This window comes from Kribbella flavida DSM 17836, from assembly GCF_000024345.1.
Taxonomy (GTDB): domain Bacteria; phylum Actinomycetota; class Actinomycetes; order Propionibacteriales; family Kribbellaceae; genus Kribbella; species Kribbella flavida.
On the sequence record NC_013729.1, the window covers coordinates 5,968,420 to 5,993,081 of the forward strand.

26 protein-coding genes and 1 pseudogene are annotated in these 24,662 nt (G+C 69.6%); 16 read left to right on the plus strand and 11 right to left on the minus strand.

All coding sequences use genetic code 11. The features are described from left to right. Positions 1 to 19: 19 nt before the first annotated feature. The 9 genes from KFLA_RS27450 to KFLA_RS27490 all read left to right on the plus strand — a co-directional run bounded on the left by KFLA_RS27450 (position 20) and on the right by KFLA_RS27490 (position 9,592). Positions 20 to 313 (plus strand): hypothetical protein, encoded by a 294-nt coding sequence (locus tag KFLA_RS27450; RefSeq protein WP_012923097.1) that lies wholly within the window; start codon positions 20 to 22, stop codon positions 311 to 313. Beyond that, entirely contained in the window at positions 313 to 1,113 is an 801-nt protein-coding gene (locus tag KFLA_RS27455; protein WP_012923098.1) for a hypothetical protein, read from the plus strand. The genes KFLA_RS27450 and KFLA_RS27455 overlap by 1 nt, the downstream gene beginning before the upstream one ends. A 34-nt stretch (positions 1,114 to 1,147) precedes the next feature. Beyond that, positions 1,148 to 3,025, plus strand: a complete 1,878-nt coding sequence (locus KFLA_RS27460) for a fumarate reductase/succinate dehydrogenase flavoprotein subunit (protein WP_012923099.1) — start codon at positions 1,148 to 1,150, stop codon at positions 3,023 to 3,025. A gap of 94 nt (positions 3,026 to 3,119) precedes the next feature. After that, entirely contained in the window at positions 3,120 to 3,869 is a 750-nt protein-coding gene (locus tag KFLA_RS27465; RefSeq protein ID WP_012923100.1) for a succinate dehydrogenase/fumarate reductase iron-sulfur subunit, read from the plus strand. A gap of 169 nt (positions 3,870 to 4,038) precedes the next feature. Beyond that, positions 4,039 to 6,021 carry an ABC1 kinase family protein gene (locus KFLA_RS27470; protein WP_012923101.1) on the plus strand — a complete coding sequence of 661 codons (1,983 nt, stop codon included), beginning with the start codon at positions 4,039 to 4,041 and terminating at the stop codon, positions 6,019 to 6,021. A gap of 40 nt (positions 6,022 to 6,061) precedes the next feature. Further along, positions 6,062 to 7,489 carry an MFS transporter gene (locus KFLA_RS27475; RefSeq protein WP_012923102.1) on the plus strand — a complete coding sequence of 476 codons (1,428 nt, stop codon included), beginning with the start codon at positions 6,062 to 6,064 and terminating at the stop codon, positions 7,487 to 7,489. 78 nt (positions 7,490 to 7,567) lie between these two features. Continuing rightward, positions 7,568 to 8,353: an SDR family oxidoreductase gene (locus tag KFLA_RS27480; RefSeq protein WP_012923103.1), complete on the plus strand. Its 786-nt coding sequence runs from the start codon at positions 7,568 to 7,570 to the stop codon at positions 8,351 to 8,353. A 51-nt stretch (positions 8,354 to 8,404) separates the two neighbouring features. Next, entirely contained in the window at positions 8,405 to 8,692 is a 288-nt protein-coding gene (locus KFLA_RS27485) for a 4a-hydroxytetrahydrobiopterin dehydratase (RefSeq protein ID WP_012923104.1), read from the plus strand. Positions 8,693 to 8,770: 78 nt separating this feature from the next. After that, positions 8,771 to 9,592, plus strand: coding sequence for an acyltransferase domain-containing protein (locus KFLA_RS27490; protein WP_012923105.1), 822 nt, complete (start codon positions 8,771 to 8,773; stop codon positions 9,590 to 9,592). A 17-nt stretch (positions 9,593 to 9,609) separates the two neighbouring features. Here the strand turns inward: KFLA_RS27490 and KFLA_RS27495 are convergent, their stop codons facing one another. The 3 genes from KFLA_RS27495 to KFLA_RS27505 all read right to left on the minus strand — a co-directional run bounded on the left by KFLA_RS27495 (position 9,610) and on the right by KFLA_RS27505 (position 12,791). Then, positions 9,610 to 10,770, minus strand: a complete 1,161-nt coding sequence (locus tag KFLA_RS27495; RefSeq protein ID WP_012923106.1) for a polysaccharide deacetylase family protein — start codon at positions 10,768 to 10,770, stop codon at positions 9,610 to 9,612. Between the two features lie 122 nt (positions 10,771 to 10,892). After that, complete coding sequence (locus KFLA_RS27500; protein ID WP_148256749.1) at positions 10,893 to 11,519, minus strand: DedA family protein; 627 nt, start codon at positions 11,517 to 11,519, stop codon at positions 10,893 to 10,895. 87 nt (positions 11,520 to 11,606) lie between these two features. After that, complete coding sequence (locus tag KFLA_RS27505) at positions 11,607 to 12,791, minus strand: cytochrome P450 family protein (protein ID WP_012923108.1); 1,185 nt, start codon at positions 12,789 to 12,791, stop codon at positions 11,607 to 11,609. Positions 12,792 to 12,851: 60 nt separating this feature from the next. On the opposite strand from KFLA_RS27505, the gene KFLA_RS27510 reads away from it, so the two are divergent. Together KFLA_RS27510 and KFLA_RS27515 are read left to right on the plus strand one after the other, a co-directional pair. Beyond that, complete coding sequence (locus tag KFLA_RS27510) at positions 12,852 to 13,169, plus strand: ArsR/SmtB family transcription factor (RefSeq protein ID WP_012923109.1); 318 nt, start codon at positions 12,852 to 12,854, stop codon at positions 13,167 to 13,169. Next, complete coding sequence (locus KFLA_RS27515; RefSeq protein WP_012923110.1) at positions 13,159 to 13,575, plus strand: SRPBCC family protein; 417 nt, start codon at positions 13,159 to 13,161, stop codon at positions 13,573 to 13,575. The genes KFLA_RS27510 and KFLA_RS27515 overlap by 11 nt, the downstream gene beginning before the upstream one ends. A gap of 25 nt (positions 13,576 to 13,600) precedes the next feature. Here KFLA_RS27515 and KFLA_RS27520 read toward each other — a convergent pair whose 3' ends face one another. Beyond that, entirely contained in the window at positions 13,601 to 14,581 is a 981-nt protein-coding gene (locus KFLA_RS27520) for a GlxA family transcriptional regulator (protein ID WP_012923111.1), read from the minus strand. A gap of 70 nt (positions 14,582 to 14,651) precedes the next feature. Between KFLA_RS27520 and KFLA_RS37990 the strand changes: the two genes are divergently transcribed. Next, positions 14,652 to 14,798 (plus strand): hypothetical protein, encoded by a 147-nt coding sequence (locus KFLA_RS37990; RefSeq protein ID WP_158307302.1) that lies wholly within the window; start codon positions 14,652 to 14,654, stop codon positions 14,796 to 14,798. A gap of 33 nt (positions 14,799 to 14,831) precedes the next feature. On the opposite strand, the gene KFLA_RS27525 is transcribed toward KFLA_RS37990, so the two are convergent. The 3 genes from KFLA_RS27525 to KFLA_RS27535 all read right to left on the minus strand — a co-directional run bounded on the left by KFLA_RS27525 (position 14,832) and on the right by KFLA_RS27535 (position 16,165). Next, positions 14,832 to 15,011: a DUF5302 domain-containing protein gene (locus KFLA_RS27525; protein ID WP_012923112.1), complete on the minus strand. Its 180-nt coding sequence runs from the start codon at positions 15,009 to 15,011 to the stop codon at positions 14,832 to 14,834. Positions 15,012 to 15,098: 87 nt separating this feature from the next. Next, entirely contained in the window at positions 15,099 to 15,443 is a 345-nt protein-coding gene (locus KFLA_RS27530; protein WP_012923113.1) for a P-loop NTPase family protein, read from the minus strand. Then, the gene (locus tag KFLA_RS27535; RefSeq protein ID WP_012923114.1) at positions 15,440 to 16,165 is read right to left on the minus strand and encodes a class I SAM-dependent methyltransferase; all 726 of its coding nucleotides are present in this window, start codon (positions 16,163 to 16,165) and stop codon (positions 15,440 to 15,442) included. Before KFLA_RS27535 ends, KFLA_RS27530 begins: the two co-directional genes overlap by 4 nt. A gap of 98 nt (positions 16,166 to 16,263) precedes the next feature. Between KFLA_RS27535 and KFLA_RS39070 the strand changes: the two are divergent. After that, positions 16,264 to 17,150, plus strand: a pseudogene (locus KFLA_RS39070) (phosphotransferase). Here KFLA_RS39070 and KFLA_RS27545 read toward each other — a convergent pair. Continuing rightward, entirely contained in the window at positions 17,137 to 18,099 is a 963-nt protein-coding gene (locus tag KFLA_RS27545) for a helix-turn-helix transcriptional regulator (protein WP_012923115.1), read from the minus strand. The pseudogene KFLA_RS39070 and the gene KFLA_RS27545 sit on opposite strands and share 14 nt — an antisense overlap. An 88-nt stretch (positions 18,100 to 18,187) precedes the next feature. Between KFLA_RS27545 and KFLA_RS27550 the strand changes: the two genes are divergently transcribed. Both KFLA_RS27550 and KFLA_RS38490 read left to right on the plus strand, forming a co-directional pair. Next, positions 18,188 to 18,598 carry a VOC family protein gene (locus tag KFLA_RS27550; RefSeq protein ID WP_012923116.1) on the plus strand — a complete coding sequence of 137 codons (411 nt, stop codon included), beginning with the start codon at positions 18,188 to 18,190 and terminating at the stop codon, positions 18,596 to 18,598. Between the two features lie 292 nt (positions 18,599 to 18,890). Beyond that, positions 18,891 to 19,094 carry a DNA alkylation repair protein gene (locus tag KFLA_RS38490; protein ID WP_049797441.1) on the plus strand — a complete coding sequence of 68 codons (204 nt, stop codon included), beginning with the start codon at positions 18,891 to 18,893 and terminating at the stop codon, positions 19,092 to 19,094. Positions 19,095 to 19,127: 33 nt separating this feature from the next. On the opposite strand, the gene KFLA_RS27560 is transcribed toward KFLA_RS38490, so the two are convergent. Beyond that, on the minus strand, positions 19,128 to 20,303 hold the full coding sequence (locus KFLA_RS27560) for a VOC family protein (protein WP_012923117.1): 1,176 nt from the start codon (positions 20,301 to 20,303) through the stop codon (positions 19,128 to 19,130). Between the two features lie 131 nt (positions 20,304 to 20,434). On the opposite strand from KFLA_RS27560, the gene KFLA_RS36900 reads away from it, so the two are divergent. Then, a complete protein-coding gene (locus tag KFLA_RS36900; RefSeq protein ID WP_012923118.1) occupies positions 20,435 to 21,814 on the plus strand; it encodes a recombinase family protein in 1,380 nt (459 codons plus the stop codon). Between the two features lie 332 nt (positions 21,815 to 22,146). On the opposite strand, the gene KFLA_RS27565 is transcribed toward KFLA_RS36900, so the two are convergent. Both KFLA_RS27565 and KFLA_RS27570 read right to left on the minus strand, forming a co-directional pair. Continuing rightward, positions 22,147 to 23,781, minus strand: a complete 1,635-nt coding sequence (locus tag KFLA_RS27565; RefSeq protein ID WP_012923119.1) for a YfjI family protein — start codon at positions 23,779 to 23,781, stop codon at positions 22,147 to 22,149. Next, positions 23,778 to 24,656 (minus strand): bifunctional DNA primase/polymerase, encoded by an 879-nt coding sequence (locus tag KFLA_RS27570; protein ID WP_012923120.1) that lies wholly within the window; start codon positions 24,654 to 24,656, stop codon positions 23,778 to 23,780. Before KFLA_RS27570 ends, KFLA_RS27565 begins: the two co-directional genes overlap by 4 nt. Positions 24,657 to 24,662: the final 6 nt, after the last annotated feature.

Below are 24,662 nucleotides of genomic sequence, written 5' to 3' on the forward strand. Positions count from 1 at the left end.
AACCATTACTGGAGTCGGTATGGGCGACGGCAGCAGCAGTGTGACGGCCGTGCAACGCGCTCTCGAGGCGTTGCACGCAAGCGTCGGCAAGCTCAGCCAGGAGTACGGTGACACCCTCGGCATTCGCCGGTTGGTGTCCGACGTGGCCCGGTTGAGCGACGACCTGGCCGAGCTCGGCCCGCCCGACCCACGGCACAGACCCGGACCCGTTCCGGAGGAACTCGAGGAGATTCCCGACGTGGAGTATGACGCGTCCATGTGGACAGGCGCGGAGCACGAAGGCTTCGGAGCACCGGACCGGCGCGCCCCCTGATGGCACTTGGTATTCAGAGTCCCGGTCGTGCGTCGATCGGGCAGAAGACGCTGCGAACCGACCGCTGGTGGCTCGCGCCGCTGCGGATCGGCGTGATCCTGGCCTTTTTCGTCGTCTACGCGACGGTCCGGATCTTCATGAACAAGTGGTACTGGGTCGATCAGTACGAGTACCTCACCCCGCTGTACTCGCCGTGTGTCAGCGAGTCCTGCGTGCCGGGCTCCAGCCACCTGGGCACCTGGTTCCCCAAGTTCCCGGTGTTCCTGCCGCTCAGCATCATCACCTTCGCGGTGCTGGCCGGCTTCCGCGGCACCTGCTACTACTACCGCAAGGCCGGCTACCGCTCGCTGTTCTTCTCCCCGGCGGCCTGCGCCGTCCCGGAGCCGCACAAGAGCTACACCGGCGAGCGCAAGTTCCCGCTGGTCGCGCTGAACCTGCACCGGTACTTCTTCTACGGCGCGCTGGTCTTCGGCGTGCTCAACGTGTACGACGGCGTGCTGGCCTTCCACGGCAAGGACGGTGGCTTCGGCATCGGCCTGGGCACCCTGATCATCTGGGTCAATCTGGTCTTCCTGTGGCTGTACACGTTGTCGTGCCACGCCTGCCGGCACATCGTCGGCGGCCGGCTGAAGAACTTCTCCAAGCACCCGCTGCGCTACCGGTACTGGACCTTCGTGTCGAAACTGAACCCCAAGCACGGCACGTTCGCGATGATCTCGCTGTTCACCGTGATCCTCACCGACTTCTACATCATGGCGTTGTCGGCCGGCTGGTTCTCCGACCTGCGCCTGTTCAACTGACGCAGCATCAACTGATTCGGGACTCTGCAGACTTATGACTGAGCTGGAACGACACTCCTACGACGTCGTCGTGATCGGGGCCGGCGGCGCCGGCCTGCGCGCGGCGATCGAGGCCCGTGAGCAGGGCAAGCGCACCGCGATCGTGTGCAAGTCGCTGTTCGGCAAGGCCCACACCGTGATGGCCGAGGGCGGCTGCGCGGCGGCGATGGGCAACGCGAACTCCAACGACAACTGGCAGGTCCACTACCGCGACACGATGCGCGGCGGAAAGTTCCTGAACAACTGGCGGATGGCCGAGCTGCACGCCCAGGAGGCCCCGGACCGGGTCTGGGAGCTCGAGACGTACGGCGCGCTGTTCGACCGCACCGAGGACGGCCGGATCAGCCAGCGCAACTTCGGCGGTCACACCTACCCGCGGCTCGCCCACGTCGGCGACCGGACCGGGCTGGAGCTGATCCGCACGCTGCAGCAGAAGATCGTCTCCCTGCAGCAGGAGGACTTCCAGGCCACCGGCGACTACGAGGCCAACCTCAAGGTGTACGCCGAGTGTACGGTGACCGAGTTGCTGAAAGACGGCGACGCGATCTCCGGCGCCTTCGGCTACTGGCGCGAGTCCGGCCGGTTCATCCTGTTCGACGCGCCCGCGGTCGTGCTGGCCACCGGTGGCGTCGGCAAGTCCTTCAAGGTCACCTCGAACTCCTGGGAGTACACCGGTGACGGGCACGCGCTGGCGATGCGGGCCGGCGCGACCCTGATCAACATGGAGTTCATCCAGTTCCACCCGACCGGCATGGTCTGGCCGCCGTCGGTGAAGGGCATCCTGGTCACCGAGTCGGTCCGCGGCGACGGTGGCGTGCTGAAGAACTCCGAGGGCAAGCGGTTCATGTTCGACTACGTGCCGGACGTGTTCCGGGCGCAGTACGCGGACACCGAGGAAGAGGCCGACCGCTGGTACAAGGACGCCGACAACAACCGGCGTCCGCCGGAGCTGCTGCCGCGCGACGAGGTCGCCCGGGCGATCAACTCCGAGGTCAAGGCCGGCCGCGGTACGCCGCACGGCGGGGTTTTCCTGGACGTGTCGTCCCGGCTGCCGGCCGAGGAGATCCAGCGCCGGCTGCCGTCGATGTACCACCAGTTCAAGGAGCTCGCGGACGTCGACATCACCGCGGAGCCGATGGAGGTCGGGCCGACCTGCCACTACGTGATGGGTGGCGTCGAGGTCGACCCGGACACCGCGTCGTCGATCGTTCCCGGGCTGTTCGCGGCCGGTGAGGTCGCCGGCGGCATGCACGGGTCGAACCGGCTGGGCGGCAACTCGCTGTCCGACCTGCTGGTCTTCGGCCGCCGGGCCGGGATGGGCGCGGCGCTGTACGTCGACTCGCTCGGCGCGAACCGGCCGAAGGTCGCCGAGACCGACGTCGACGCCGCGGCCGCCGAGGCGCTGGCGCCGTTCGAGCTGGAGGGCGGGGAGAACCCGTACACGATCCACACCGAGCTCCAGCAGGCGATGAACGACCTGGTCGGCATCATCCGCAAGGCCGACGAGATCGAGCAGGCGCTGGCGCGGCTGGCCGACTTCCGCGGTCGGATCGCGAAGATGACGGTCGAGGGCCACCGCCAGTTCAACCCGGGCTGGCACCTGGCGCTGGACCTGCGCAACATGCTGACCGTGTCGGAGTGTGTGGCCAAGGCGGCGCTGCAGCGCGAGGAGTCCCGCGGCGGTCACACCCGCGACGACTTCCCGGGCATGAACGCCGACTGGCGCAAGGTGCTGCTGGTCTGCGCGCTGAACGCCGACGGCAGCGTCGACGTGAGCCGCAAGGACCAGGTCCCGATGCGCGAGGACCTGCTGGAACTGTTCGAGCTGGACGAGCTGAAGAAGTACCTGACCGAGGAGGAGCTGCCCGCATGACTCTGCTTTTGGCCGCGCCTCCGGCACGACAGGTCGTGGGGCTTGAACTCCCGACCAGGCTCCTTCCACTCCTCAGTCCAGGCCGGGAGGCCTCATGACCTACAAAGGCAAGTTCCGCGTGTGGCGGGGTGACGCCGAGGGCGGCGACCTGCAGGACTACGAGGTCGAGGTCAACGAGGGTGAGGTCGTGCTCGACGTCATCCACCGTCTGCAGGCCACGCAGACGCCGGATCTCGCGGTCCGGTGGAACTGCAAGGCAGGCAAGTGCGGCTCGTGCAGCGCGGAGATCAACGGCCAGCCGAAGCTGATGTGCATGTGCCGGATGAACACGTTCGGCGAGGACGAGGTCGTCACGGTCACGCCGATGCGCACGTTCCCGGTGGTGCGCGACCTGGTCACCGACGTGTCGTACAACTACACCAAGGCCCGCGAGGTGCCGGCCTTCACCCCGCCGGCCGACCTGAAGCCCGGTGAGTACCGGATGCAGCAGGTCGACGTGGAGCGCTCGCAGGAGTTCCGCAAGTGCATCGAGTGCTTCCTGTGCCAGAACACCTGCCACGTGATCCGGGACCACGAGGAGAACAAGGAGTCCTTCTCCGGTCCGCGCTTCCTGATGCGGATCGCCGAGCTGGACATGCACCCGCTGGACGCGGCCGACCGGCAGCAGGAGGCGCAGGAGCAGCACGGGCTGGGCTTCTGCAACATCACCAAGTGCTGCACCGAGGTGTGCCCCGAGCACATCAAGATCACCGACAACGCGCTGATCCCGCTCAAGGAGCGCGTCGTCGACCGCAAGTACGACCCGGTGGTCTGGCTCGGCAACAAGATCCGCCGCCGTTCCTGAGGTCCCCGCCGGGACCGTGAACACCGTCGCGGGGCCGTGAACAGGTCAGAGCCTGTTCACGGCCCCCTTTCGTTGTGCACGGCCCCGGCGGCGCTTCACCCGCACGGGGGACACAAATCACCTGCGCGGGTGAGACCCGGCGCACCGGCGGCGACCTAGGGTGCAGCACATGGATGTCGTGGTGATCGGGCTGATCAATCTCGCCCTGTTCATGGTGATCTTCGTGCCGGTGTCGCAGCGGTTGCTCGGCGTACGGTTCGGGCTGGGGCGGCTGGCGCTGGGGTCGTTGCTCACGCTGTCCCTGGTCGGCCCGCTGATGAACGCACTGGCCGGGCCGCCGCCGTGGACCGGGTCGACCGGGGCGGCGATCGCCTTCGTCGCGCTGACCGCGATCTGCTCGATGCTGGCCGGGCTGATCTTCCTGGTCCTGTCCGAGGCCCTGGTCCCGACCGGATCGTTGCCCAGGGCCCGCGACCTGCGGCGCGACCTGGGCGGCCGGATCGCCCGGACCCGGCGCTACCTGCAGATCCTGCGCATCGCCGTACGCCGGGGGCTCGGTCCGTACCTGCGTGGCCGGCGCCGCCCCGGCGGGGAGAACGCGGCGGGTCAGGCCGACCTGGCCCGCTCGCTGCGGCTGGCCCTGGACGAGGCCGGTGTCACCTTCGTCAAGCTCGGTCAGGTGCTGTCCACCCGCAGCGACGTCATCCCGGCGTCGGTCGCGGCCGAGCTCAGCCGGCTCCAGGACCAGGTCTCGCCGGCGCCCTGGCCCGAGGTGGAGCAGCTGCTCACCGAGGAGCTGGGCGCTCCGCCGCGGCAGGTGTTCAGCGACTTCGGCACCGAGCCCCTCGCCGCCGCCTCGGTCGCGCAGGTCTACACCGCGCGGCTGGCCGGCACCGGGACGGACGTGGTCGTCAAGGTGCAGCGTCCCGGCATCACCGCACTGGTGGAACGCGACCTCGACATCGTCCGGCGGCTGGCCCGGATGCTGGAGCGCAACACCGACTGGGGCCGCTCGATGGGCGTCCGGGCGCTGGCGGAGGGCTTCGCCGACGCGATGCTGGAGGAGCTCGATTTCACCGTCGAGGCGAGCAACATGACCAGCGTGGCCGCCGGCCGGTCCGTCGCGGACAACGACCAGGTCGTGGTGCCGACGCTGCACCGGGAGTTGTCGACCCGGCGGGTGCTGACGATGCAGCGGCTGGACGGCGTACGGCTCGGGGATGCGGCCGAGGAGCTGGCCAGGCGTGGTCAGGACGGGCAACGGCTGGCCAAGGTGCTGTTCGACTGCCTGCTGGGTCAGGTCGCGATCGACGGGGTCTTCCACGCCGACCCGCACCCCGGGAACTTCCTGCTGCTGGCCGACGGCAAGCTCGGCATGCTCGACCTCGGCTCGGTCGGCCGGCTCGACCCGTCCACCCGGGAGGCGCTGCAGCGGTTCCTGCTCGCCGTGGACCACGGCGACCCGGTGGCGGCGACGGACGCGCTGCTGGAGATCGTGGACCGGCCGGACGTGGTCGACGAGCAGGGGCTGGAGCGCGGTGTCGGCCAGTTCATGGCCCGGCACCTCGGCGCCGGCGCGGCGCTCGGACCGGCGATGTTCAACGACCTGTTCCGGATCATCACCGCGCACGGCCTCGGCGTTCCGCCGGAGGTGGCGGCGGTGTTCCGGGCGCTGGCGACGGTCGAGGGCACGATCTCGCGGCTCTCCCCCGGCTTCGACCTGATCGGTGCCTCCCGGCAGTTCGCCGCCGCGCACGTGCGGGACCGGCTCGCCCCTGACGCGCTGCGCCGGACGGCGACCGAGGAGCTGGCCACCCTGCTGCCGATGCTGCGCCGGCTGCCCCGCCGGATCGACCGGATCGCGGCGGCCGCGGAGTCCGGCCGGCTCGGCCTCAACGTGCGGCTGTTCGCCGACGAGCGCGACCGGCGGCACATCACCACACTGCTGCACCAGGCCCTGCTCGCGATCCTGGGCGCCACCGCCGGCGTGATGGCGGTCCTGCTGCTGGGCACCCCCGGTGGACCGCGGGTCACCGAGTCGATGACGCTGTTCCAGCTGTTCGGCTACAACCTGCTGGTGATCTGCGCGGTCCTGGTGCTGAGGGTGCTGGTGCTGATCTTCCGCCTGCCGGACGCCCGGTCGCGCGGGTGAGGTTGACTTCAGGTTCGCTTGAACTCTGAGGATGTCTCGCATGTCCTCTGACCAGGTTGTCGACGACCCTCCGCAGCGGCTGTTCGGGCGGGACCATCTGCCGTTGGTGCTCGGGGTGGTCGCCCTGGTGACGCTGGCCGCGTTCGAGAACCGGGCGGTCGGGACGGCGCTGCCGACGATGGTCCGGGAGTTCGACGCGCTCGGCAGTTTCGGCCTGGCCAACGCGGCGCCGAACGCGTCGTACCTGGTCTCGCTGGCGATCGCCGGGCTCTGGGCGGACCGGCGGGGACCGCTGTTGGCACTGCGGGCGGGCGCGATCACCTTCGCGCTCGCCCAGCTCCTGGTCGGCGCCGCGCAGGCGATGCCGATGGTGATCGCCGGGCGACTGCTGAGCGGGTTCGCCGAAGGCCTGCTCGACGTCGCGCTGATGGTGCTGGTCGCCCGCGCCCTGCCCGCCGTACTGCGACCGCGGATGTTCTCGTTGTTCGCGGCGATGTGGATCCTGCCCTCGGTGGCCGGGCCGTTCCTGACCGGGATCGTCACCGAGCACGTGGGCTGGCGCTGGGTCTTTCTCGGCGCCCTGGTCCTGCTCGTACCGAGCTGGCTGCTGCTGCGGCCCACCCTGCGGCTCCTCGCCCGGACCGAGGCGCCGGAGCGCGGTGAGCAGGACGCCGCCGAGCTGGCCGCCTGGCGTACGGCGCTGCCGTGGGCGTTCGCCGCGTCCGGGGCGTTGTTCGTGCTCAGCTGGTCGGGCGATCAGCTCGAGGCGCATCCGGCGATCGCCTGGGTCGCCATCCTGGTCAGCCTGCTGGTGCTCGGCGTAGCCGCCGTCCGGGTGATGCCGGCCGGTACCTTCACCGCCCGCCGCGGCCTTCCGGCGGTGGTCGCGGTTCGCGGGCTCGGCGGTGCGGCGTTCGCGGGCGCCGGCGCGTACCTGCCGCTGCTGCTCACGCTGCTGCACGACTTCAGCCCGTCCCGCGCCGGCGTGACGCTGTCGATCACCGGCGTCAGCTGGGCCCTCGGTTCCTGGCTGCAGGGTCGCGAGCACGGCCTGCCCCGGCTGACGGTCCTGCGCATCGGCCTCACGCTGATGACCGCCGGCATCGCCGGTACGTCGCTGCTCGCCTGGGCGAGCGGGACCGCCTTCACCTGGGCCGGTCTGATCAGCTGGTCGGTCGCCGGGATCGGCATGGGACTGAACTCCTCCAGCGTCTCCGTGCTCACCCTCGACCTGTCCGACGCCACCAACGCCGGCCGCAACAGCAGCGCCGCGCAGATGGCCGGCACGATGAGCATCGCGACCGTCTTCGCCGTCTACGGCACGTTGCTCGCGGTCAACGCCGACCACCCGGCGTCCTGGGTCTTCGGCGTCATCATCAGCACCAGCGCGGGCCTCGCCCTCGCCGCGCTGCTCACCTCCGCCCGGGTCAGCCCGCCGGAGATGACTCGGCGCACAGATTCTGCTTGACGAAATCCAACCAGCGGTAGCCGATCGAGCAGGATCGGCGGGTCGTTAGCCAACGCGCGGCCGGGGTACCGGCGGGCCATGCCTACAGCGATAGTCACCGGATCAGACAGTGGAATCGGCAAGGCGACGGCGGTCCTGCTGGCCGAGCGCGGCTTCGACGTCGGCGTCACCTGGCACAGTGACGAGAAAGGTGCCGAGGGCACCGCTGACGAGATCCGCGGCCACGGCCGGCGGGCCGAGGTGCGGCAGCTCGACCTGACCCAGCTGCCGGACGCGGCGGATGTCGTCGACGACCTGGCGGAGACGCTCGGCGGGGTCGACGTCCTGATTGCCAACAGCGGGACCGGGACCAGCGAGCTCGCCGTCGACCTGTCCTTCGAGGACTGGCGCAAGGTGCTGTCGGTCGACCTCGACGGCGCGTTTCTCTGCCTGCAGCGCGCGGCGCGCCGGATGATCAGCCAGGGCCGCGGCGGCCGGCTGATCGCGGTCACCAGCGTGCACGAGCACCAGCCGCGGGTCGGCTCGGCGCCGTACGACGCGGCCAAGGGCGGGCTCGGCCTGCTGATGAAGACGCTGGCGCTGGAGCTCGGCGAGCACGGCATCACCGCGAACTCGGTCGCGCCGGGTGAGATCGCGACGCCGATGACCGGGCAGGAGGACGAGGACCCGCGGACCAAGGAACGCCCCGGTGTCCCGCTCGGGCGGCCCGGTGACGCGCGGGAGATCGCCGCGGTGATCGCGTTCCTGGCCTCGCCGGAGGCCTCGTACGTGACCGGGGCGAGCTTCGCGGCCGACGGCGGCATGCTCCAGATGGGCCCGATGGCCGGCAGCCACCTCCAGTCCCACGACTGGCGGCGCCCGTAACCGCACTTCCGTCGTACGGCGGCGGCGGTGACAGGCACTAGAGTGGACGGCATGGCTGAGCTGCTGACCGACGACCAGATCGACGCGGCGATCCGCGATCACCTGCCGGCCTGGAAGGTGGCGGAGAACGCGCTGGTTCGCAGCGTCGAGACGCCGACCTTCCTGGACGGCATCCGCCTGGTCGCCACCGTCGCCCAGCTGGCCGAGTCGATGAACCACCACCCGGACATCGACATCCGCTACACCACGATCACCTTTCGCGTGTCCAGCCACGAGGCCGGCGGCATCACCAACGACGACCTGGTGCTGGCCCGCCACATCGACACCGCTGCTGCCTGAGCGCCCGGCCTGGTCCGGCCCTCGGAAACGAGGACCGGGCGCAGGCTGGCCGCGGTGAGGATCTGACATCCTGGGCGGGTGACGACTGCTGACGAGTACCGCCTGCTGGGTTTCAGTGCCGCCGACCGCGCCGACACCGAGAAGCTGGACGTCGACCCGGTCCTGGTGGCCGAGTTCGCGGAGCGGCTGCGCACGGCGATCGGGACCCCGGGCGAAGCCGAGCTGAAGGCGCCGGACGACCCGCTGGTCTCGCTGGCGGCCTTCCTGGAGACGCTGCCGGACATCCGCCGGTACCACCAGCAGCGCGGGATCAGCGACGAGATCAGCTGGGCCAGCCTCGCGGATCTCGGCCAGCAGCTGAGGGTGCACCGGCGGACCCACGGCAGCTTCGGGCTCGAGACGCACTGGTGGGTGACGACGTACTGGACCGGCGCCCTGTACGCGCTCGGGCGGCTGCAGTTCCTGATCCACCCGCTGCCCGGCTCGCACCAGGTGCCCGGCGTCGAGCCGGGCGAGTGGGTGCTCGGCGTGCACATCCCGGAGACCGGTCCGCTGACTCCCGAGGCGGTCGACGACAGCTTCGCGCAGGCCCGCGAGTTCTTCCCGAAGCACTTCCCCGAGCGCCCCGTGCGGGCCGCCACGCTGGAGTCCTGGCTGATCGACCCCTACCTGCTCGACCACCTGCCGCAGGACTCGAACATGGTCCGCTTCGGCCGCCGCTTCACGCCGTACGGCGAACCGCGCGACTCCCAGGACAGCGCGATCTTCTTCACCTTCCGCAGCCACGACCTGGCCAAGCTGGACGAGTTCCCGCAGGACACCGCGCTGCAGCGGCTGATCGTCGACCGGATCAGGTCCGGCGGCACCTGGCAGACCGCGTTCGGCTACCTGCGGCTCTAGGGCGAGCCGCGCCCTAGTCAGCCTTTCGGCGTGCCGTTCCTCGCGAGCCAGGCGACCAGTTCGGCGTTCGTGACGCAGCGGACGTCGGGCTCGGTGCAGGTCTGCTCGACGAAGGTCGTCAGGGCGTCGGAGTACACGCTGTTGTTCCACCGGTTGAAGTGGTTGCCGAGGAACAGCGGCGGGTTGCTGCCGGCGCGGGACCGGGCCAGCGCCTGCCGGTAGGTGGCGAGCACCTGCGCCTTCAACCGTGGCGCGTGCGCGACCGGCGCGTCGCGACCGTTGCTCTGGGCGTACCAGAGGTTGTAGTCCATCGTCAGCGTGCTCCTGCCGGTCCCAGCCAGCTCGACCGACTGCAGCGGGAAGTCCCACACACCGTCCCGCTTCCTCGGCCAGGAGATGAAGCCCGGCTCGGACGCGTCGTAGGTCATGCCGCGCTGCCGCATCACCTGCCGGTACGCCGCCCGGTCGCCCTCCAGGCAGGGGGTCCGCATGCCCTTCACGGTGGCCGGGTCGAACGGCGCCGCGAGCGGCCGGCCCGCGGCCAGTGCCGGCCCGGTCCGTACCATCCGGTCGAACGCGGCGAACTCCGCCCTCCACTGCGGCGCGGACCAGCGCTGGATCCCGCCCTTGCCGCAGAAGTGCCCGTTCGCGTGGGTGCCGATCTCGTGCCCCTCGGCGATCGCCCGGCGCAGCACGGCGGCCCGCTTGACCGCCTTGTCCGGTTCGGCCCAGCCGATGTCGGACGCGCCGGGCCGCTGGTACGGCGGCCGGTAGTCGGTTCGCCGCGTCTGCGGGTACAGGTACGGGCCGGACAGGAAGAAGGTCATCCGGGCGTTCGCCCGCTTCGCCACCGTGCGCCAGTGCGACCAGAGCACGAGGTCTCCGGCGCCGTCGAAGGAGACGACCACGAACAGCGGCGGCTTGCCGTTCGGCAGCTTGGCCGGGAAGGTCCTGGTCACCGGGGCGGCGGCGGGCGGGCGGACAACCGGCCTCGGGGTGGCCGACGGGTGGGGTGTGGGCGTGGGTCGGGGCTTCGGCTCGGCGGTCGGTGCCGACGACGGCTGGGTGGGCGAACCCGCGGAACCCGCCGGCGCCACGTCCGCGCACGAGGACGCCAGGGCAGCCGCGAGCACGGCCGCGATCACCGGTCGTTCGAGTGCCCGCAGGGATTTCAGCATGCCTCGACCACGGCTCGGACCAGTCCCCAGCTCTGCGCCCGCGTCATGCCCCTACTGACGCACGGACCGGCGACCGAGTTGGCCCGGACACGCATTCCGCGCGGGAAGCGGGCGGAGGATCGTTACCCGGCCGCGACCTTCGCCTTGCGGCGCAGCACGATCCGGCGGGTGGTCTCGATCAGCAGGCCGATCACGAAGGCGAGGCTCAGACTGAACCCGAGCGCCTTCAGCGAGTCGTGCGCGAACGCGTCGCCGCCGAGGTAGCCGAGCAGCGCGACGTAGGTGTAGGCCACCGTCACCCCGGCCGCCGTGAACAGCACGAACTTGCGGAACGAGTACGCCGTGGCGCCGGCGGTCAGCGTCGCCACCATCCGGGCGCCGGGGATGTAGCGGACCGTCATCAGGATCAGCCCGCCCCGGGTGTGCAGGGCGTGGCTGACTTTGTCGTACATCGCCTGCCGGGCGTCCCGGCGGCGCATCCACCGCCGCAGCGCCGGACCGGAACCGCGGCCCAGGAAGTAGCAGACGCACTCGCCGATCACCGAGCCCAGCATCGCCAGCACGATCACCAGCAGCAGGTTCTGGTGGCCGGCCGCGGCCGCCATGCCCGCGGTGACGACGAGGCCCTCGCTCGGGATCACCGGCAAGACGGCGTCGATCGCGGCGGCGAGGAAGAGGATCAGCAACAGCCAGTGCGAGGCCATCACGACGCTGAGCAGCTCCCGGGCGGCCTCCATCAACTGGGTCACGCCTTGAAGCATGCCATCTGCTGTCAAAGTGTCCGGCAGCCCGACGTGGTCGTTCCGCCTGGTGCCCGCGAGGAATTCACCGGGAGTTCACAGCACGACGGGCAGTTCGGCGATGCCGTTCATCAGCAGGCCGGGAGTGCGGTACGGGTCCCGGTCCGGCTCGGCCGGCCGCAGGTCGGGAAACCGCTCGAACAGCATGCCCAGCGCGATCCGGCCCTCCAGCCGGGCCAGCGGCGCGCCGAGGCAGTGGTGAATGCCGTGACCGAAGGCGAGGTGCTGGTTGTCCTTCCGGGTGATGTCCAACTCGGCCCCGGCACCGAACTTCGCGTCGTCGCGGTTGGCGGCGCTGAGCGCGAACACGATCACCTCGCCGGTCTTGATCGTCCGGCCCGCGATCTCGATCGGCGCCGCCGCGACGTACGGGATCGCCGCCTGCAGCGGGCCGTCGTACCGGAGCAGTTCCTCGACGGCGGCCGGGAGCCGCTCGGGCTCGGCCTTGAGCAGGGCCAGCTGATCTGGATGGGTGAGCAGCGCGTGCACGCCGTTGGTGATCAGGCTGACGGTGGTTTCGTGGCCGGCGGCAAGCAGCAGGAAGACCATCGAGGTCAACTCGTCCGGGCTCAGCCGGTCACCGCCGTCGCGGGCGGCGATCAACGCGGTCAGCAGGTCGCCGGAGGGTGCGCTGACGCGACGGTCCTCGATCAGCTCGCGGATGAACTCCACCATCGCGAACGCCGACTCGATGTAGACCTCCGGCGAGTGTACCGACGCGTTCACCACCACCGACGACCAGCGGCGGAAGTCGTCCCGGCGGACCGGCGGGATGCCGAGCAGCTCGGAGATCACCGTGATCGGCAGGGGGTAGCTGTAGCTGTCGACCAGGTCGATCGGGCCGTCCGCCGCGGCCATCTCGTCCAGCAGTTCCGCGGCGATCTCGCGGATCCGCGGTTCCAGCAGCTCGATCCGGCGCCGGGTGAACGCCGCCGACACCAGCTTGCGCAGCCGGGTGTGGTCGGGCGGGTTGGCGCCCAGCATGTGCCGATCCATCGAGTTCGCCAGGCTGTCGAAGACCTGGTCGCGGTGCGGCCCGTCCATCGGCGACCGGACCACGTCCGGGTGCGCGAGCAGCTCGCGGGCCTCCGCGTAGCCGGTGACCAGCCAGACCGGTACGCCGGTGAACAGCACGACGTACTGCAAGGGTCCTCGGGCGGCCAGCTCGGCGAAGCCCTGGTAGCGCGCGGTTCCACTGGTCTCGGTGAAGGGCGAGGTCACCTCGCCACAGTACGGCGCGAGAGGTTGACCAAACAGTTCACCAAATGGTGAAGTGTTGAGATGCTGACGACGACGTTCGCCGCGCTGGCCGACCCGACCCGGCTGGCCGTGGTCACCCAGCTCAGCCGGGGCGAGGCGACGATGGGCGAGCTCGCGACACCGCACGCGCTCAGCCCGCCGGCGATGACCAAACACGTCGGCGTCCTGGTCGACGCCGGGCTGGTGACGCGGCGCAAGGTCGGCCGGACGGTCGTCTGCACGATCCGGCCGGAGGCGCTGTCCGAGGTCGAGGTCTGGCTGGGCGACCTCACGGCGTACTGGAACCGCACGGTCGACCGGCTGGCGGACCTTCTGGAGGGGAACGGCGATGAGCACTGACATCCGGATCGAGCGGGTCCTCAAGGCACCGATCGAGGCCGTGTACGACGCCTGGACGCGGGCCGAGGTGCTGGCGTCGTGGTACTGCCCGAACCCGGCGCTCGCGCTGACGGTCGAGGCGGACGTCCGGGTCGGCGGGGCGTACGTGGTCGAGATGGGCCCGTACGTCGTCCGCGGCAACTACCTGGAGGTCGAACCGCCGCACCGGCTGGCGTTCAGCTGGAGCTGGGACACCGACGACGACGCTCCGTCGACGGTTCGGGTCGAGCTGACCGCGGTCGAGGACGGCACCCGGATGCTGCTCACCCACACCGGCTTCGCCACCGCCGAGGACGCGACGAATCACCTGCAGAGCTGGGGTCCCGAGCTCGACCGGCTCGACGGTCTGCTCGCCCATCTGCCCTGACCCGGACTTCCACGGGCGGCGCCGGCTACCGACGCTGCTGGAAGGCGCGCCGATAGCCGTTCGGCGATACGTGCACCTGCCTGACGAAGTGCTGGCGGAGATTGATCGACGTGCCGAACCCGCACTGCCGGGCGATCTCCTCGATGCCCAGCGACGTCGTCTCCAGCAGTTCCTGGGCTCGCCGGACCCGTTGCCGGAGCAACCACTGCAGCGGCGTCGTCCCGGTCTGCTCGCGGAACTTGCGGTTCAGCGTGCGCGGGCTGACGACCGCGTACCCGGCCATGTCGGCCAGGGTGATCGGTTCGCCGAGGCGGTCCCGGATCCAGCGCATCGTCGGCTCCAGCGATCCGCAGTCCGGACTCGGTTCGGGATGCACGATGAACTGCGCCTGCCCGCCGTCGCGCTGCGGCGGCATCACGATGTGGCGGGCCACTTCGGCCGCGACCGCGGAGCCGTAGTCGTTGCGCACCATGTGCAGGCACAGGTCCAGCCCCGTCGCCGCGCCGGCCGACGTGAGCACGTCGCCGTCGTCGACGAACAGCACGTTGGGGTCGACCAGGACCTGGGGGAACCGCGCTGCCAAGCTGTCGGCCGACGTCCAGTGGGTCGTCGCCACCCGCCCGTCCAGCAACCCGGCGGCGGCCAGGACCAGCGCGCCACCGCAGATCGACGCGATCCGGACACCGCGGGCATGGGCGTCCCGGAGCAACTCGACCACCGCGGGCGACGGGTTCTCCGACGTACCGCCGCCCGGTACGACGATCGTGTCGGCGCTGCGGGCGTCGTCCAGGTCGTTCGGCGCGGTCAGCTGGAACAGGTCGAGGCCACCCGGTCCCCGGACGGTGAGCCCGCTGCGCTCCCCACAGACCAGCACCTCGTACAGCCGTGCCCCGTACTGCGCACCGGGTGGCTTGTCGAGCGAGCGGGCGGTCCCGAAGACCTGCCCGGGAATCGCCAGGTCGAGCACGGCCGCCCGGTCGACGGCGAGGACGGCAACACGATGCATGGCCACAACCTATCGAACCACGGCATTCTTGCCACTGTCTCGGACCGCGCACGCGCACAACGATGAGCACGTGCTGCTACGAATCCTGGTCTACGTCGTTGCTCTGTCCCTGTTCGTCCTGCTCGGCCGGCTCACCCACCGGCTGCTCCAGCCGCCGCGGACCGGCATACCGGAGCTCTGCGGCCGGCCCGGAAAAAGCTCGAGCCCCGGGCGGTGACCCGGGGCTCAGATGGATGGATGGGCGGCGGACTCAGCTGCCGGACTTGCGCCGGAACTGGCGCTTCTGCTTGTCGTTGTGCGCCTCGCCGACGCCTTCGTGCCGCGGCCCGCTGCCGGGGTGCGACTCGTGGTGCGCGTTCTTCTTGGCGAGTGCCTCACGGAACTTCTTCTGCAGCTCGTCCGACGCCGGCTTGCTGGACTTGTCGCTCATACCGTCTCCTTAACAAACCATCGGGCGTACCCCTCTAGCTAACCAAGTGTGACCGCTCCCACGCCAGCCAATATCGGCGCCCCCGCTCTAGACCGTCGCCAGCCACCGCCGCACCGCTTGGTACGCGCACACCACCGGCAGCGGATCCACCCACACCACCAAGTCCGCCCGCGGCAACCGGAGGTCGAACGTGCTTCCGTAGTTGCCGTCGACCACCCAAGTGTCCGCCGCGACCGCGTCGGCGACCCGCCGGCGCCACTCGGCCATCTCCGGCTGCACCCACCCCGGCCCCCAGAACAGGGGGTCGAGGTACACCACCGGCAGCCCCCACCGCTCCCCCAGCAACGCACTCAGCCGCGACTTGCCCGCACCGGAGTTCCCGACCACCACGACCCGCTTCGGTCTCGCGGTCCACTCGGACTGACTGGTCACAGCTTCGTCGCCAGTACGACGAACTCCCGCCCCGGCCGGTCCGGCGCCTCACGGATGTCGTCGACCCGGAAACCGGCCGCCGCCAGGGAGTCCTCGAGCTCGCTCTGCGACCGGAACCGCAACGTCGAGTCGGAGGTCAGCGTCTCGCCGTCGGACGCGAACACGTAGCTGTGCCGGAACGACACGAACGGCAGGTCCACCGACACCAGGTCGCACCACGTCTCCACCTCGCCGATTCCGGGCAGGTCGACGACCCGGTGCGTGTGCTCGCGGGTCCACTCCAGCCAGCCCTGCCGCTCCGGCCGCCGCGTCTCGAAAACCAGCCGCCCACCCGGAACCAGCGCCGCCCGTACGCCGGCCAGCGCCGCGGCCCACTGCTCGTCGGTGAGAAAGACCTGCGCCACGTTCGCCGTCATCGTCGCCAGCTCGACCTGGAGCGGCGGCAGGGTCGTCGCGTCGCCGTGCATCCACCGGACCCGGTCGGCGTACTCCTTGCTCTTGGCAACCTCCAGGGACGCCGCGGCCGGGTCGACGCCGACCACCTCGATGCCACGCCCGGCCAGGAGGCAGGAGAACGTCCCGGTCCCGCACCCGACGTCCAGCACCGACCGCGCCCGCACCTCCTCGGCGATCGCGAGGTAGGCGAGCAGATCCGGCCGTTCCGGTTCCAACGGGTCGTAGATGCGCGCCAACCGCGGTTCCGCGAACAATGCATCGGCCATCCGCCGATCCTAGGACGCGTCACCGCCGCCCGGCATCCGGATTTGCGGCAAACGGGATGCGCCGGCGAGCGTCGCCACGGATACTGCAGGGCGTGCGCATGCATCCCGGTCAGTTGGAGATCACGACGTCGACGGTCGAAGCCCTGGTGCGCTCGCAGTTCCCGCAGTGGGCCGGTCAACCGGTCGTCGCGGTCCGGTCGCACGGCACGGTGAACGCGCTGTTCCGGATCGGCGACGACCTGGTGGCCCGTTTTCCGATCGAGCCGGGCGACCCGGTGGACCAGCTGAGCGAGATCGAGGCGGAGGTCGACGCTGCCCGCCGGCTACGCGCGGTGGCGCCGTGCCCGACGCCGGAGCCGGTCGCGATCGGCGACCCCGGCGAGGGGTTCCCGCTGCCGTGGTCGGTCTACCGCTGGCTTACGGGGACGATCGCGTCCGACGCCCAGGTCGCGGACTCGCCGTCGTACGCCGTCGACCTCGGCCGGTTCGTGCTCGCGCTGCGCGCCGTACCGACGCAGGATCGGACCTTCAGCCGGCCGGGACGTGGCGGGCTGCTCACCGCGCACGACGAGGACGTCGCCGACGGCCTCGACCGCAGCCGCGGGATGATCGATGTAGACCGCCTCGCCCGCGTGTGGGCCGACGTACGGACCATGCCGCGGACCGAACCCGATACTGGACGCACGGCGACCTGATGCCCGGCAACCTGCTCGCACAGGGCGGCAGGCTGACCGGCGTGATCGACGTCGGCCAGTTCGACGTCGCCGACCCGGCCCTGGACCTGCAGCCGGCCTGGAACCTGTTCACCCCGGCCGCCCGTACGGCGTTCCGCGCGACCATCGGCAGCGACGACGACGAGTGGCAGCGCGGACGGGGCTGGGCGTTGGCGCAGGCGATCGGCTGCCTCTGGTACTACCGCGAGACCAACCCGGTGATGTCCCGCACCGCCCACCACACCCTGACCGCATTGCTCACCGCCGACTGACCCGCGAGAAACGCCTGCCCCAGTCCGCGGCCAGGTCCACGAGCTCCGGCGGACCGATCACCGTGAAGTCGGCGCCGAGCGCCCCGAGCGTGAACAGCGGGCCGTCGAGCGCGTCGGTCTCCATCGTCATCGTGCAACTGTCCGGCGTCCGCGCCCGGATCTCGGCCCAGCGACCGACGGACGCGCTGACGGTCTCGGCGGGAGCGTCGATCTCCACCTCGACGCGGTACCGTCCACCGGCCGCGCTACCGAGCACGTTCTCGCGGACGAACCCGGCGACGTCGGCGTACGGCGGAGTCCGCGGCGCGAACGGCGTACCGGTGCCTTCGGCGGTGAGGATGCGGTCGATCCGGAACGTGCGCCAGTCGCGCCGGTCGCGGTCGAAGCCGACCAGGTACCACCGGCGGCCGAGCGGCACGAGCTGGTACGGCTCGACGTCCCGCGACGAGCGGGTCCCGTCGATCGCCCGGTAGCCGAACCGGACGTGTTCCCGGTCGCGGCACCCCAGCGCCAGCGTCAGCAGGACGTCGTGATCGATCGAGGCGGCCAGGTCCGCGCTCCACGGCGCCGGCGTCGTGGCCGAGCGCACCGCGTCGAGCCGGGCCCGCAGCCGGCGCGGCATCACCTGGACGATCTTGGTCAGCGCGCGAACGGCGGCCTCGCCACCCGCACCGGCGGCCAGGTGGGACTGAATCGCGACCGCCAGGGCCATCGCCTCGTCGTCGTCCACCACCAGCGGCGGCAGCGCGGCCCCCGGAGCCAGCGCGTAACCACCGTCGACGCCGGGGTTGGCGTCGACCGGGTACCCGAGCTCGCGCAGCCGGTCGATGTCGCGCCGCAGCGTGCGCGCCGACACCCCGAGCCGCTCGGCCAGCAGCGGCCCTGGCCAGTAGCGCCGCGCCTGCAAGAGGGACAGCAGCCGCAGGGTCCGAGAACTGGTGTTCGCCATGACTGCAGTATCCGCTGGATCGCGGACAGGAAGTGGCCGCGATCGTCCGTACGGTGCTGCTGAATCCACCAACACCAAGGAGCAACCGATGTCCGTCACCACCACCACGCACCTGAACTACCGCGGTCAGGCCCGCGACGCCCTCGCGTTCTACCAGTCCGTCTTCGGCGGCGAACTCGTTGCCATCAGCTACCAGGACGCCGGCGCCGTCGGTGACCCGTCCGAGGCCGGCCAGCTCATGTGGAGCCAGCTCCGCGGCGACAACGGCATCAACCTGATGGCGTACGACGTACCGGCGCGGCTGCCGTACGACCAAGGCGCGAACGCGGTCTTCGTCTCCGTGCGCGGCGCCGACGCCGAGGAGATCACGGCGTACTGGAAGTCGCTGGCCGACGGCGCGACGGTCGTCCAGGACCTCGCCCCGGCCGGCTGGTCCCCGCTCTACGGCATGCTCACGGACCGCTTCGGCGTCACCTGGGTCCTCGACGTCGTCGCCTGAGACCCGCCGGGCGGGCCCGGGCCGGCAACCGCCGCGCCCGGGCCCGTTCCTCGCAGACTGAGATCGCACCGATCACGGACAGGGGCCGATGTGGCCGAGACGACGGCGGCCGACGTGATGGCCGAGCTGGCCGAGCTCGAGGATCCGCGGGCCGCGAGGTGAACGAGAAGCACGATGACGACCACGGCGTGAACCTCAGCAAGCTGCGCGCGCTCGCGCACGGCTGAAGACGCAGCACGACCTCGCACGCGAACTGTGGAAGACCGGCCTGCTCGACGTCATCGAGGCCGAGATGAAGAACGCCCCGGACCGCCTCCAGTGGGCGATGAACACCTGCCTCGCCCGGATCGGCATCGACCACGCCGACCACCGCGCCCGCGCCATCACCATCGGCGAACGGCTCGGCGTCCTCAAGGACTATCCGGCTCCCCCGGGCTGCACGTCGCCGTACGCCCCCACCTGGATCGGCGAGATGGTCCGCCGCCAGGCCGGATGAGGTCTCGGCGTGGACGTTCAACCGGAAGCGAACTCAGGCCCCGCTGACGATCACCAGTTCGTTGCCTTCGGGATCGGCGATCCGCCGGCGGCCCTCCGACTCGTCGACGAGCCGGCCACCGGCCGCGACGGTCGCGGCAAGGCGCGACTGGACGAGGTCCGGCGGCACAGCCAGCTCGACATGGATGCGATTGCGCTGCCGGCGCCGCTCCGTCTCCGAAGCGTCGAGCTCTTGGAACACCAGCACCGGGGTCAGCCGCCGCGGATCGTGGATGTCGCTGGCCCCGGCTCGCCGGTCCTCGGCATATCCGAGGGCGGCGACCCAGAACGCGCGCACCGCGGCGACGTCGGCGGCATCGAGGAAGAGCTGAACGAAGCGCGGCAACCCCGGATCCGCCGTGGCCCCGAGTTCGCGGGCAGCGGTCTGGAGCTCTCCCGCAAGGTCGGTGAAGTCGAGCTCGAGGCCGTGGGCGTCTGCTTCCCACTGGTCCTTGCCGCTGTCGATGATCACGAGCCCGGGGCGCAGGTCGACCATCAGCGGGAAGCCAGTGTCTTCGGCCAACGCTGCCGCGGCGGCGGCCAGTTCACGCTGCTGCATCGGCGAGGTCACGCGGTAGCACGCCATCGCGCTGAACACCGCCTGCCAGTCGGCTGTCCCGGTCCCCTCGCCGAGCGTCGCGCCCGGCACCAGGTCGACCTCGTTGCCGTCGGGGTCGGCGTGGCAGACCCCGTACGGTCCGGAGGCCTCACCAGGACTCGCCTGCTCGACCGCCGCGGCCGGCCGCACCACATCGAGGTGGATGCGGTTCCGCAACGGCCTCGGTTCCGTCGACTGCCGGATCCGGAGCGCGGGGTCGCGCCGCAACCGATCCACCAGAACGCCGTCCTCCCCCGGCCCGTAGTCGAGCACGCGCTGCCAGAACGGCCGCACCGCAGACGGGTTCGCGGATTCGAGCACCACGCTCAGCTGCTGCAGCACGGCAGGGTCAGCGGCCAGCTCCAGATCCCGCGCGGCGGCCGACACCGCCTCGGCGTGCTCGGCCGCGTCGAGGCGCACCCGCAGGCCCGTCGCCCGCAGGTCGACCACGCTCTGGGCCGACAGCTCCACGATGCGCCCGGCGAGCGCCGCCCCCGCAACCAGCGACGGTGCGTCGAACCACGCCGTCGCGACGCCATCGACAACTCGCCAATCCGTCCCGAAGTCCGTCATGCGCGCCACCGTACGCCTTTCGCCGGAAGATCTGCGTCCGGACAGCGATGATGTCCCGGGCCGGGCAGCAGCTACCGGTCGGCGTCACACGTTGAAGCGGAACTCCACCCAGTTACGCTACGATCCAACATGTGAGCGCAGCCCAGAAGCGAGCGGCCCTGTACCTCCGCATCAGTCTCGATGCTACCGGCGAGATGCTCGCCGTTGAGCGGCAGCGGGAGGACTGCTTGAAGCTCTGCCATGACCGAGGTTGGTCGGTCGTCGCAGAGTTTGTGGACAACAGCATCAGTGCTAGCGACGCCCGGAAGAAGCGTCCCGGGTATGACGCTCTTGCCAGCGCTTACGATGCCGGTGGTTTCGACGCCTTGGTCTGCTGGGACCTGGACCGCTTGACGCGGCAGCCACGGCAGCTTGAGGACTGGATCGACAGGGCTCGATCCGGCGGACTGGTCATCGTCACCGCGAATGGTGAAGCAGACCTCTCAACAGACGGCGGGATGCTGTTCGCCCGCATCAAACTGGCTGTCGCGCGCGGAGAGGTTGACCGGAAAAGCGCCCGCCAGACACGTGCGCTTCAGCAGCGAGCAGACCTCGGCAAACCTCCGCTGGGTGTGCGCCTCACGGGATACACCAGCAAAGGTGTGGTAATCGAAGACGAGGCGAGAATTGTCCGGCGTATCTTTCAAGAGTTCATCAATGGTGAATCCCTCAAGGGCATCGCAGGTCGATTGCAAGCCGACGGCATCGAGACACGTCGCGGCGGGCGCTGGAACTCATCATCGATCGCAACAATTCTGCGCAACCCCCGTTATGCCGGATTGGCCATCTACAAAGGTCAGGCGACAGGAAAGCAGGGACAGTGGGAACCGCTGATCTCCGAAGACCAGTTCGCCTTGGTGCAATCCCGGTTGGCCGACCCTCGGCGCAAAACCAACAAGGTTGGCACCCATCGACGACACCTAGGCAGCGGACTATTCCTATGTTGCGTGTGTGGCTCAAGAATCTACGCTTGGTCGGGCGACCGCTACCGGTGCCCGAACACGTGCCTCGTTCGGTCCATCGCGCCGGTTGATCGATACGTGAACGCGGTGATTAGGGCTCGTCTCGGCCTAACCGATGTTCTGGCGAGGATGCGGAAAGCACCTGCTGAATCTGCTGCACCACTGGAAGCCGAGGCCAGGGAACTACGAGCGCGGTTAGAGCGAATCGAAGGTGACTACGACGCCGGTCATATCGATGGCCGCCGCTATTCAGCAGCGACTGACAAGGTACGCATCGAACTGCAAGCAATAGAACGCAAGCTTGCAGTCATTAGCGGCGACGCTCCGCTAGTTGACCTGCTGAATCGACCTGACCCAGCCGCCGCATTCGACAACCTCACGTTGATGGCACAGAGGACTGTTCTAGACAGCCTCATGACCGTGGTCTTGCGGCCGGGGAAACACGGCAGCAGGACATTCGATCCCGCGACTGTACCCATTCTTTGGAATGGCGCGACAACTCTCGCATGAAATGGCTCAGGGTCCGGCTCCCTGCGGCGAGAGCTGAACCCTGAGCCATTGCGTTGGTCGGTTAGGCGGCCACGCTGGCATCGCGTTCATGGCCGCTCGTCGTCAGCGAGGCAACCCGCAGCGGGCGAGCGTCGCTCACTGACGGAGGCGCAAGCACCGAGACGATGGTGTGTAGTTGTTGGTCAGTTAGGGGCGGAGCAGCAGCTACGACGGCAGCCACGTGGACGGCCAGCTCGTCGGCCGGAGATGGGCTCACAGTCCTCGGTCTCCTTGCTTGGTGTTGCCCCAGCCAGCATGACAAAAATGACAGAAGTCGCGTTTTGTCATTTTTGTCATTTTTGTCGGGGGCCTTGGAGGGCGGCGGGGTGAACGTCGTAGGCGATGGATGGTCGACCACGTCCGGGTTTGTTTTCTCGAAGCCGGATGTAGCCGTGATCGATGAGGACGCGAAGCGGGGCTTCGAGATCGGCAGCAGTGTTCAGGCCACTTCGGCCGTTCTTGGCTCGCAACAGGTCCCGACGGGTGAAGGTCTCTTGTCCGTGGTCGTTGATCCAGGCAAGGACCTCGCGGGCGTCGTCCAGGTCTGGCTCAGACCGCCCCATGAGGTCGTAGACCGCTAGAGCGTGGTCCAGGTAGTAGCGGCCGACGCGCTCGGCGGCGCGCATCGTGTCGGCTGTGATGGGGGCGGCGAAACCAGTGGTGAAGGTGTGGGCCAGGTGGAGGAGTGCAGCCAGCCGGACGACGGCACCGGCGAGCTTGGACGCCCAATCGGTGATGGCTGCAAGTTGCCCGGTCGTCGGGTGGAGGCGAGGCTCAATCCAGTCCTGAAATTCGAGTAGGACCCGTCGGGCCTCGGGTGTGAGTTGCAAGTGGTGCGGACTGTCACGTTCGGCCAGAACCAAGACGAGAGCCTTGAGGGATTCGCGGTATGAGGATTCGATCGACTCCGGAACGGGTTCGGCTTGGTTGTTGCGCGTGCCAACCGTGTTAACCGGCAGGCTGTAGAGGATTCGGGCAATGACACCTCGGTCACGGAAACCGGGTTGCGCCGCTAGCCCTTGCAGCGTGCCGGGCTGGGTGGTGACTCCAAGCGTGAGAGCGGGCCGTTCAATCGACTCGGACTCCCGACCTTTGCGGTCAACCTGGATCGGGTCGCCAGCATGACCCTTCAGAAAGACTCCGAGATTGGGGGCCGCTGAGTAGCGGGTGCCTGTGAGGGTGGCGAATACGTCGCCTTCTGCCGACAAGACGGCGATCCGTCCGCCCTGCGCAGCCATAAGGGAAACGCACGCCTCCGGAGTCACGTCATCGGTCATCAGTTGCGGCAGCGCAGGAACGACGATCGCAGCCGCCTCCTTAGCCGCAGCAGTCGCATCAGCCAATGCCTCCTGCTGATTGGCGCTGGCGCGTTCGGCCTTCTTGGCAAGGTCTTCAGCACGAGCAGACGCGACGCGCGCAGCCAGCTCGGCTTCTACTCGTCGCTCAGCAGTGGTCTCCCGAAGCGTCTGCTCGGCATCGCTGAGCGGACCTGTCATCGCTCGGAACACCGGTGACTTGCGCGACCCCGGGGGCAGCGCGGTGACGGTGTAGAGGTTGATCTGTTCTAGCCAGGACCGATCGACCTGCACCAGCACCTTGCCACCGGCTGCCGTGGAGAGGCAGGCCAGGGCGACCGACCCAGCGAGATCAGCAGGCGTCTGGGTAGCTTCAGCCACAGCCGTGACGTGATCCGCCAGCCAGCCGGGAAAGACCTCAACCGGGAACGGTCGGAGCAGCCGGTCTGTCTTGAGGGGCACGGGAGCGCCATCCCACACCGGCCCTGCCTCGACGGCGGCCGGTCGCTCCATGGGCTCGTGATGCATGGGTGTGCGCTGAGGTCTGATCGGTGTAGGCGGCAGGGGTTCCCACGGGTCTTCGGGCGGCTCATCCAAGCCGATGAGCCAGTCAGGGAGCTGCTCGGCGCTCATGCTGCGGCGATCCCTTCGTCCCGAAATCCGCTGGTGATAGCCGCCTGGATGTCGCGTGGCGTTTGGGCGGCTTGATGTCCTACGTCAGTGAGGGCGGTGATCGCGTCGGTGCGGTCGAGTGCACCGGCCGCAACCATCCGCGCAACGCCTCTGGCGGCCCCGTAGAGCGTCGTTCGGCGCTTGCCGGTGGGTGCGTTCCGTACGGCGTCCAGGTGAGCGCTGAGGAGCCTGTCGGGGTGGGAGATGCCCCCGCCCGCTGTGGTCGCGACTGGGGTTCGCGGGTGCGTGTGCGATTCGGCCGGCGTGGGCGCGGGCAGGCACGCGGTGACCAGAGCGGGGGGCATCTCCACCACGTCGTTGCCTGCGGTTCCCCAGCGGTACGGACGGTGGGTGCGGTGGTGGATCGAGGGCGGCAGGACGACGTAGCCGCCGTCTGCTTTGACGTCGATTCCGGGCCGGTTCGGCATCGGCCGCGAGGGCAGGTGCTGGCCGGGGTGGCGGTAGTACAGGTGCAGGCCACCGGAGCCGGTGTGCACGTGCCGGGTGCGCGGCACGAGCCCGGCCGTCATCAGGTCGGACAGGCTGGCGTCGCCACCGTGTGCGGGGTCCACGTCGATCACGGCCAGGCCGGACACGGCACCGGTCCTGACGGCGAGCTGGCCGCCCGGTACGGCGTTGATGATCGCGGCCAGGCGAGCCGGGTCGGTGGTGGCGGCGTAGAACCCGTGGCAGGTCAGGTGCCCACAGGTATCCGGGGCGTGGGCGTCTTTCGGGCAGTCCGCACAGTTGGCCACGGGGCGCTTAGAGCGTCCAAGCATGAACACCGGCCAACCGCGTCCGGCGGCGTCCAGTGCGGCGTTCAGCAGGTGCGTCATGGGTGA

Excerpts from the sequence above, each read along its gene's own strand:
- KFLA_RS27450 (WP_012923097.1), top strand. The coding sequence starts at position 20 with ATGGGCGACGGCAGCAGCAGTGTGACGGCCGTGCAACGCGCTCTCGAG.
- KFLA_RS27455 (WP_012923098.1), top strand. The coding sequence starts at position 313 with ATGGCACTTGGTATTCAGAGTCCCGGTCGTGCGTCGATCGGGCAGAAG.
- KFLA_RS27460 (WP_012923099.1), top strand. The coding sequence starts at position 1,148 with ATGACTGAGCTGGAACGACACTCCTACGACGTCGTCGTGATCGGGGCC.
- KFLA_RS27465 (WP_012923100.1), top strand. The coding sequence starts at position 3,120 with ATGACCTACAAAGGCAAGTTCCGCGTGTGGCGGGGTGACGCCGAGGGC.
- KFLA_RS27470 (WP_012923101.1), top strand. The coding sequence starts at position 4,039 with ATGGATGTCGTGGTGATCGGGCTGATCAATCTCGCCCTGTTCATGGTG.
- KFLA_RS27475 (WP_012923102.1), top strand. The coding sequence starts at position 6,062 with ATGTCCTCTGACCAGGTTGTCGACGACCCTCCGCAGCGGCTGTTCGGG.
- KFLA_RS27480 (WP_012923103.1), top strand. The coding sequence starts at position 7,568 with ATGCCTACAGCGATAGTCACCGGATCAGACAGTGGAATCGGCAAGGCG.
- KFLA_RS27485 (WP_012923104.1), top strand. The coding sequence starts at position 8,405 with ATGGCTGAGCTGCTGACCGACGACCAGATCGACGCGGCGATCCGCGAT.
- KFLA_RS27495 (WP_012923106.1), bottom strand. The coding sequence starts at position 10,770 with ATGCTGAAATCCCTGCGGGCACTCGAACGACCGGTGATCGCGGCCGTG.
- KFLA_RS27510 (WP_012923109.1), top strand. The coding sequence starts at position 12,852 with ATGCTGACGACGACGTTCGCCGCGCTGGCCGACCCGACCCGGCTGGCC.
- KFLA_RS27515 (WP_012923110.1), top strand. The coding sequence starts at position 13,159 with ATGAGCACTGACATCCGGATCGAGCGGGTCCTCAAGGCACCGATCGAG.
- KFLA_RS27520 (WP_012923111.1), bottom strand. The coding sequence starts at position 14,581 with ATGCATCGTGTTGCCGTCCTCGCCGTCGACCGGGCGGCCGTGCTCGAC.
- KFLA_RS27525 (WP_012923112.1), bottom strand. The coding sequence starts at position 15,011 with ATGAGCGACAAGTCCAGCAAGCCGGCGTCGGACGAGCTGCAGAAGAAG.
- KFLA_RS27535 (WP_012923114.1), bottom strand. The coding sequence starts at position 16,165 with ATGGCCGATGCATTGTTCGCGGAACCGCGGTTGGCGCGCATCTACGAC.
- KFLA_RS27545 (WP_012923115.1), bottom strand. The coding sequence starts at position 18,099 with ATGGCGAACACCAGTTCTCGGACCCTGCGGCTGCTGTCCCTCTTGCAG.
- KFLA_RS27550 (WP_012923116.1), top strand. The coding sequence starts at position 18,188 with ATGTCCGTCACCACCACCACGCACCTGAACTACCGCGGTCAGGCCCGC.
- KFLA_RS38490 (WP_049797441.1), top strand. The coding sequence starts at position 18,891 with ATGAAGAACGCCCCGGACCGCCTCCAGTGGGCGATGAACACCTGCCTC.
- KFLA_RS27560 (WP_012923117.1), bottom strand. The coding sequence starts at position 20,303 with ATGACGGACTTCGGGACGGATTGGCGAGTTGTCGATGGCGTCGCGACG.
- KFLA_RS27565 (WP_012923119.1), bottom strand. The coding sequence starts at position 23,781 with ATGAGCGCCGAGCAGCTCCCTGACTGGCTCATCGGCTTGGATGAGCCG.
- KFLA_RS27570 (WP_012923120.1), bottom strand. The coding sequence starts at position 24,656 with ATGACGCACCTGCTGAACGCCGCACTGGACGCCGCCGGACGCGGTTGG.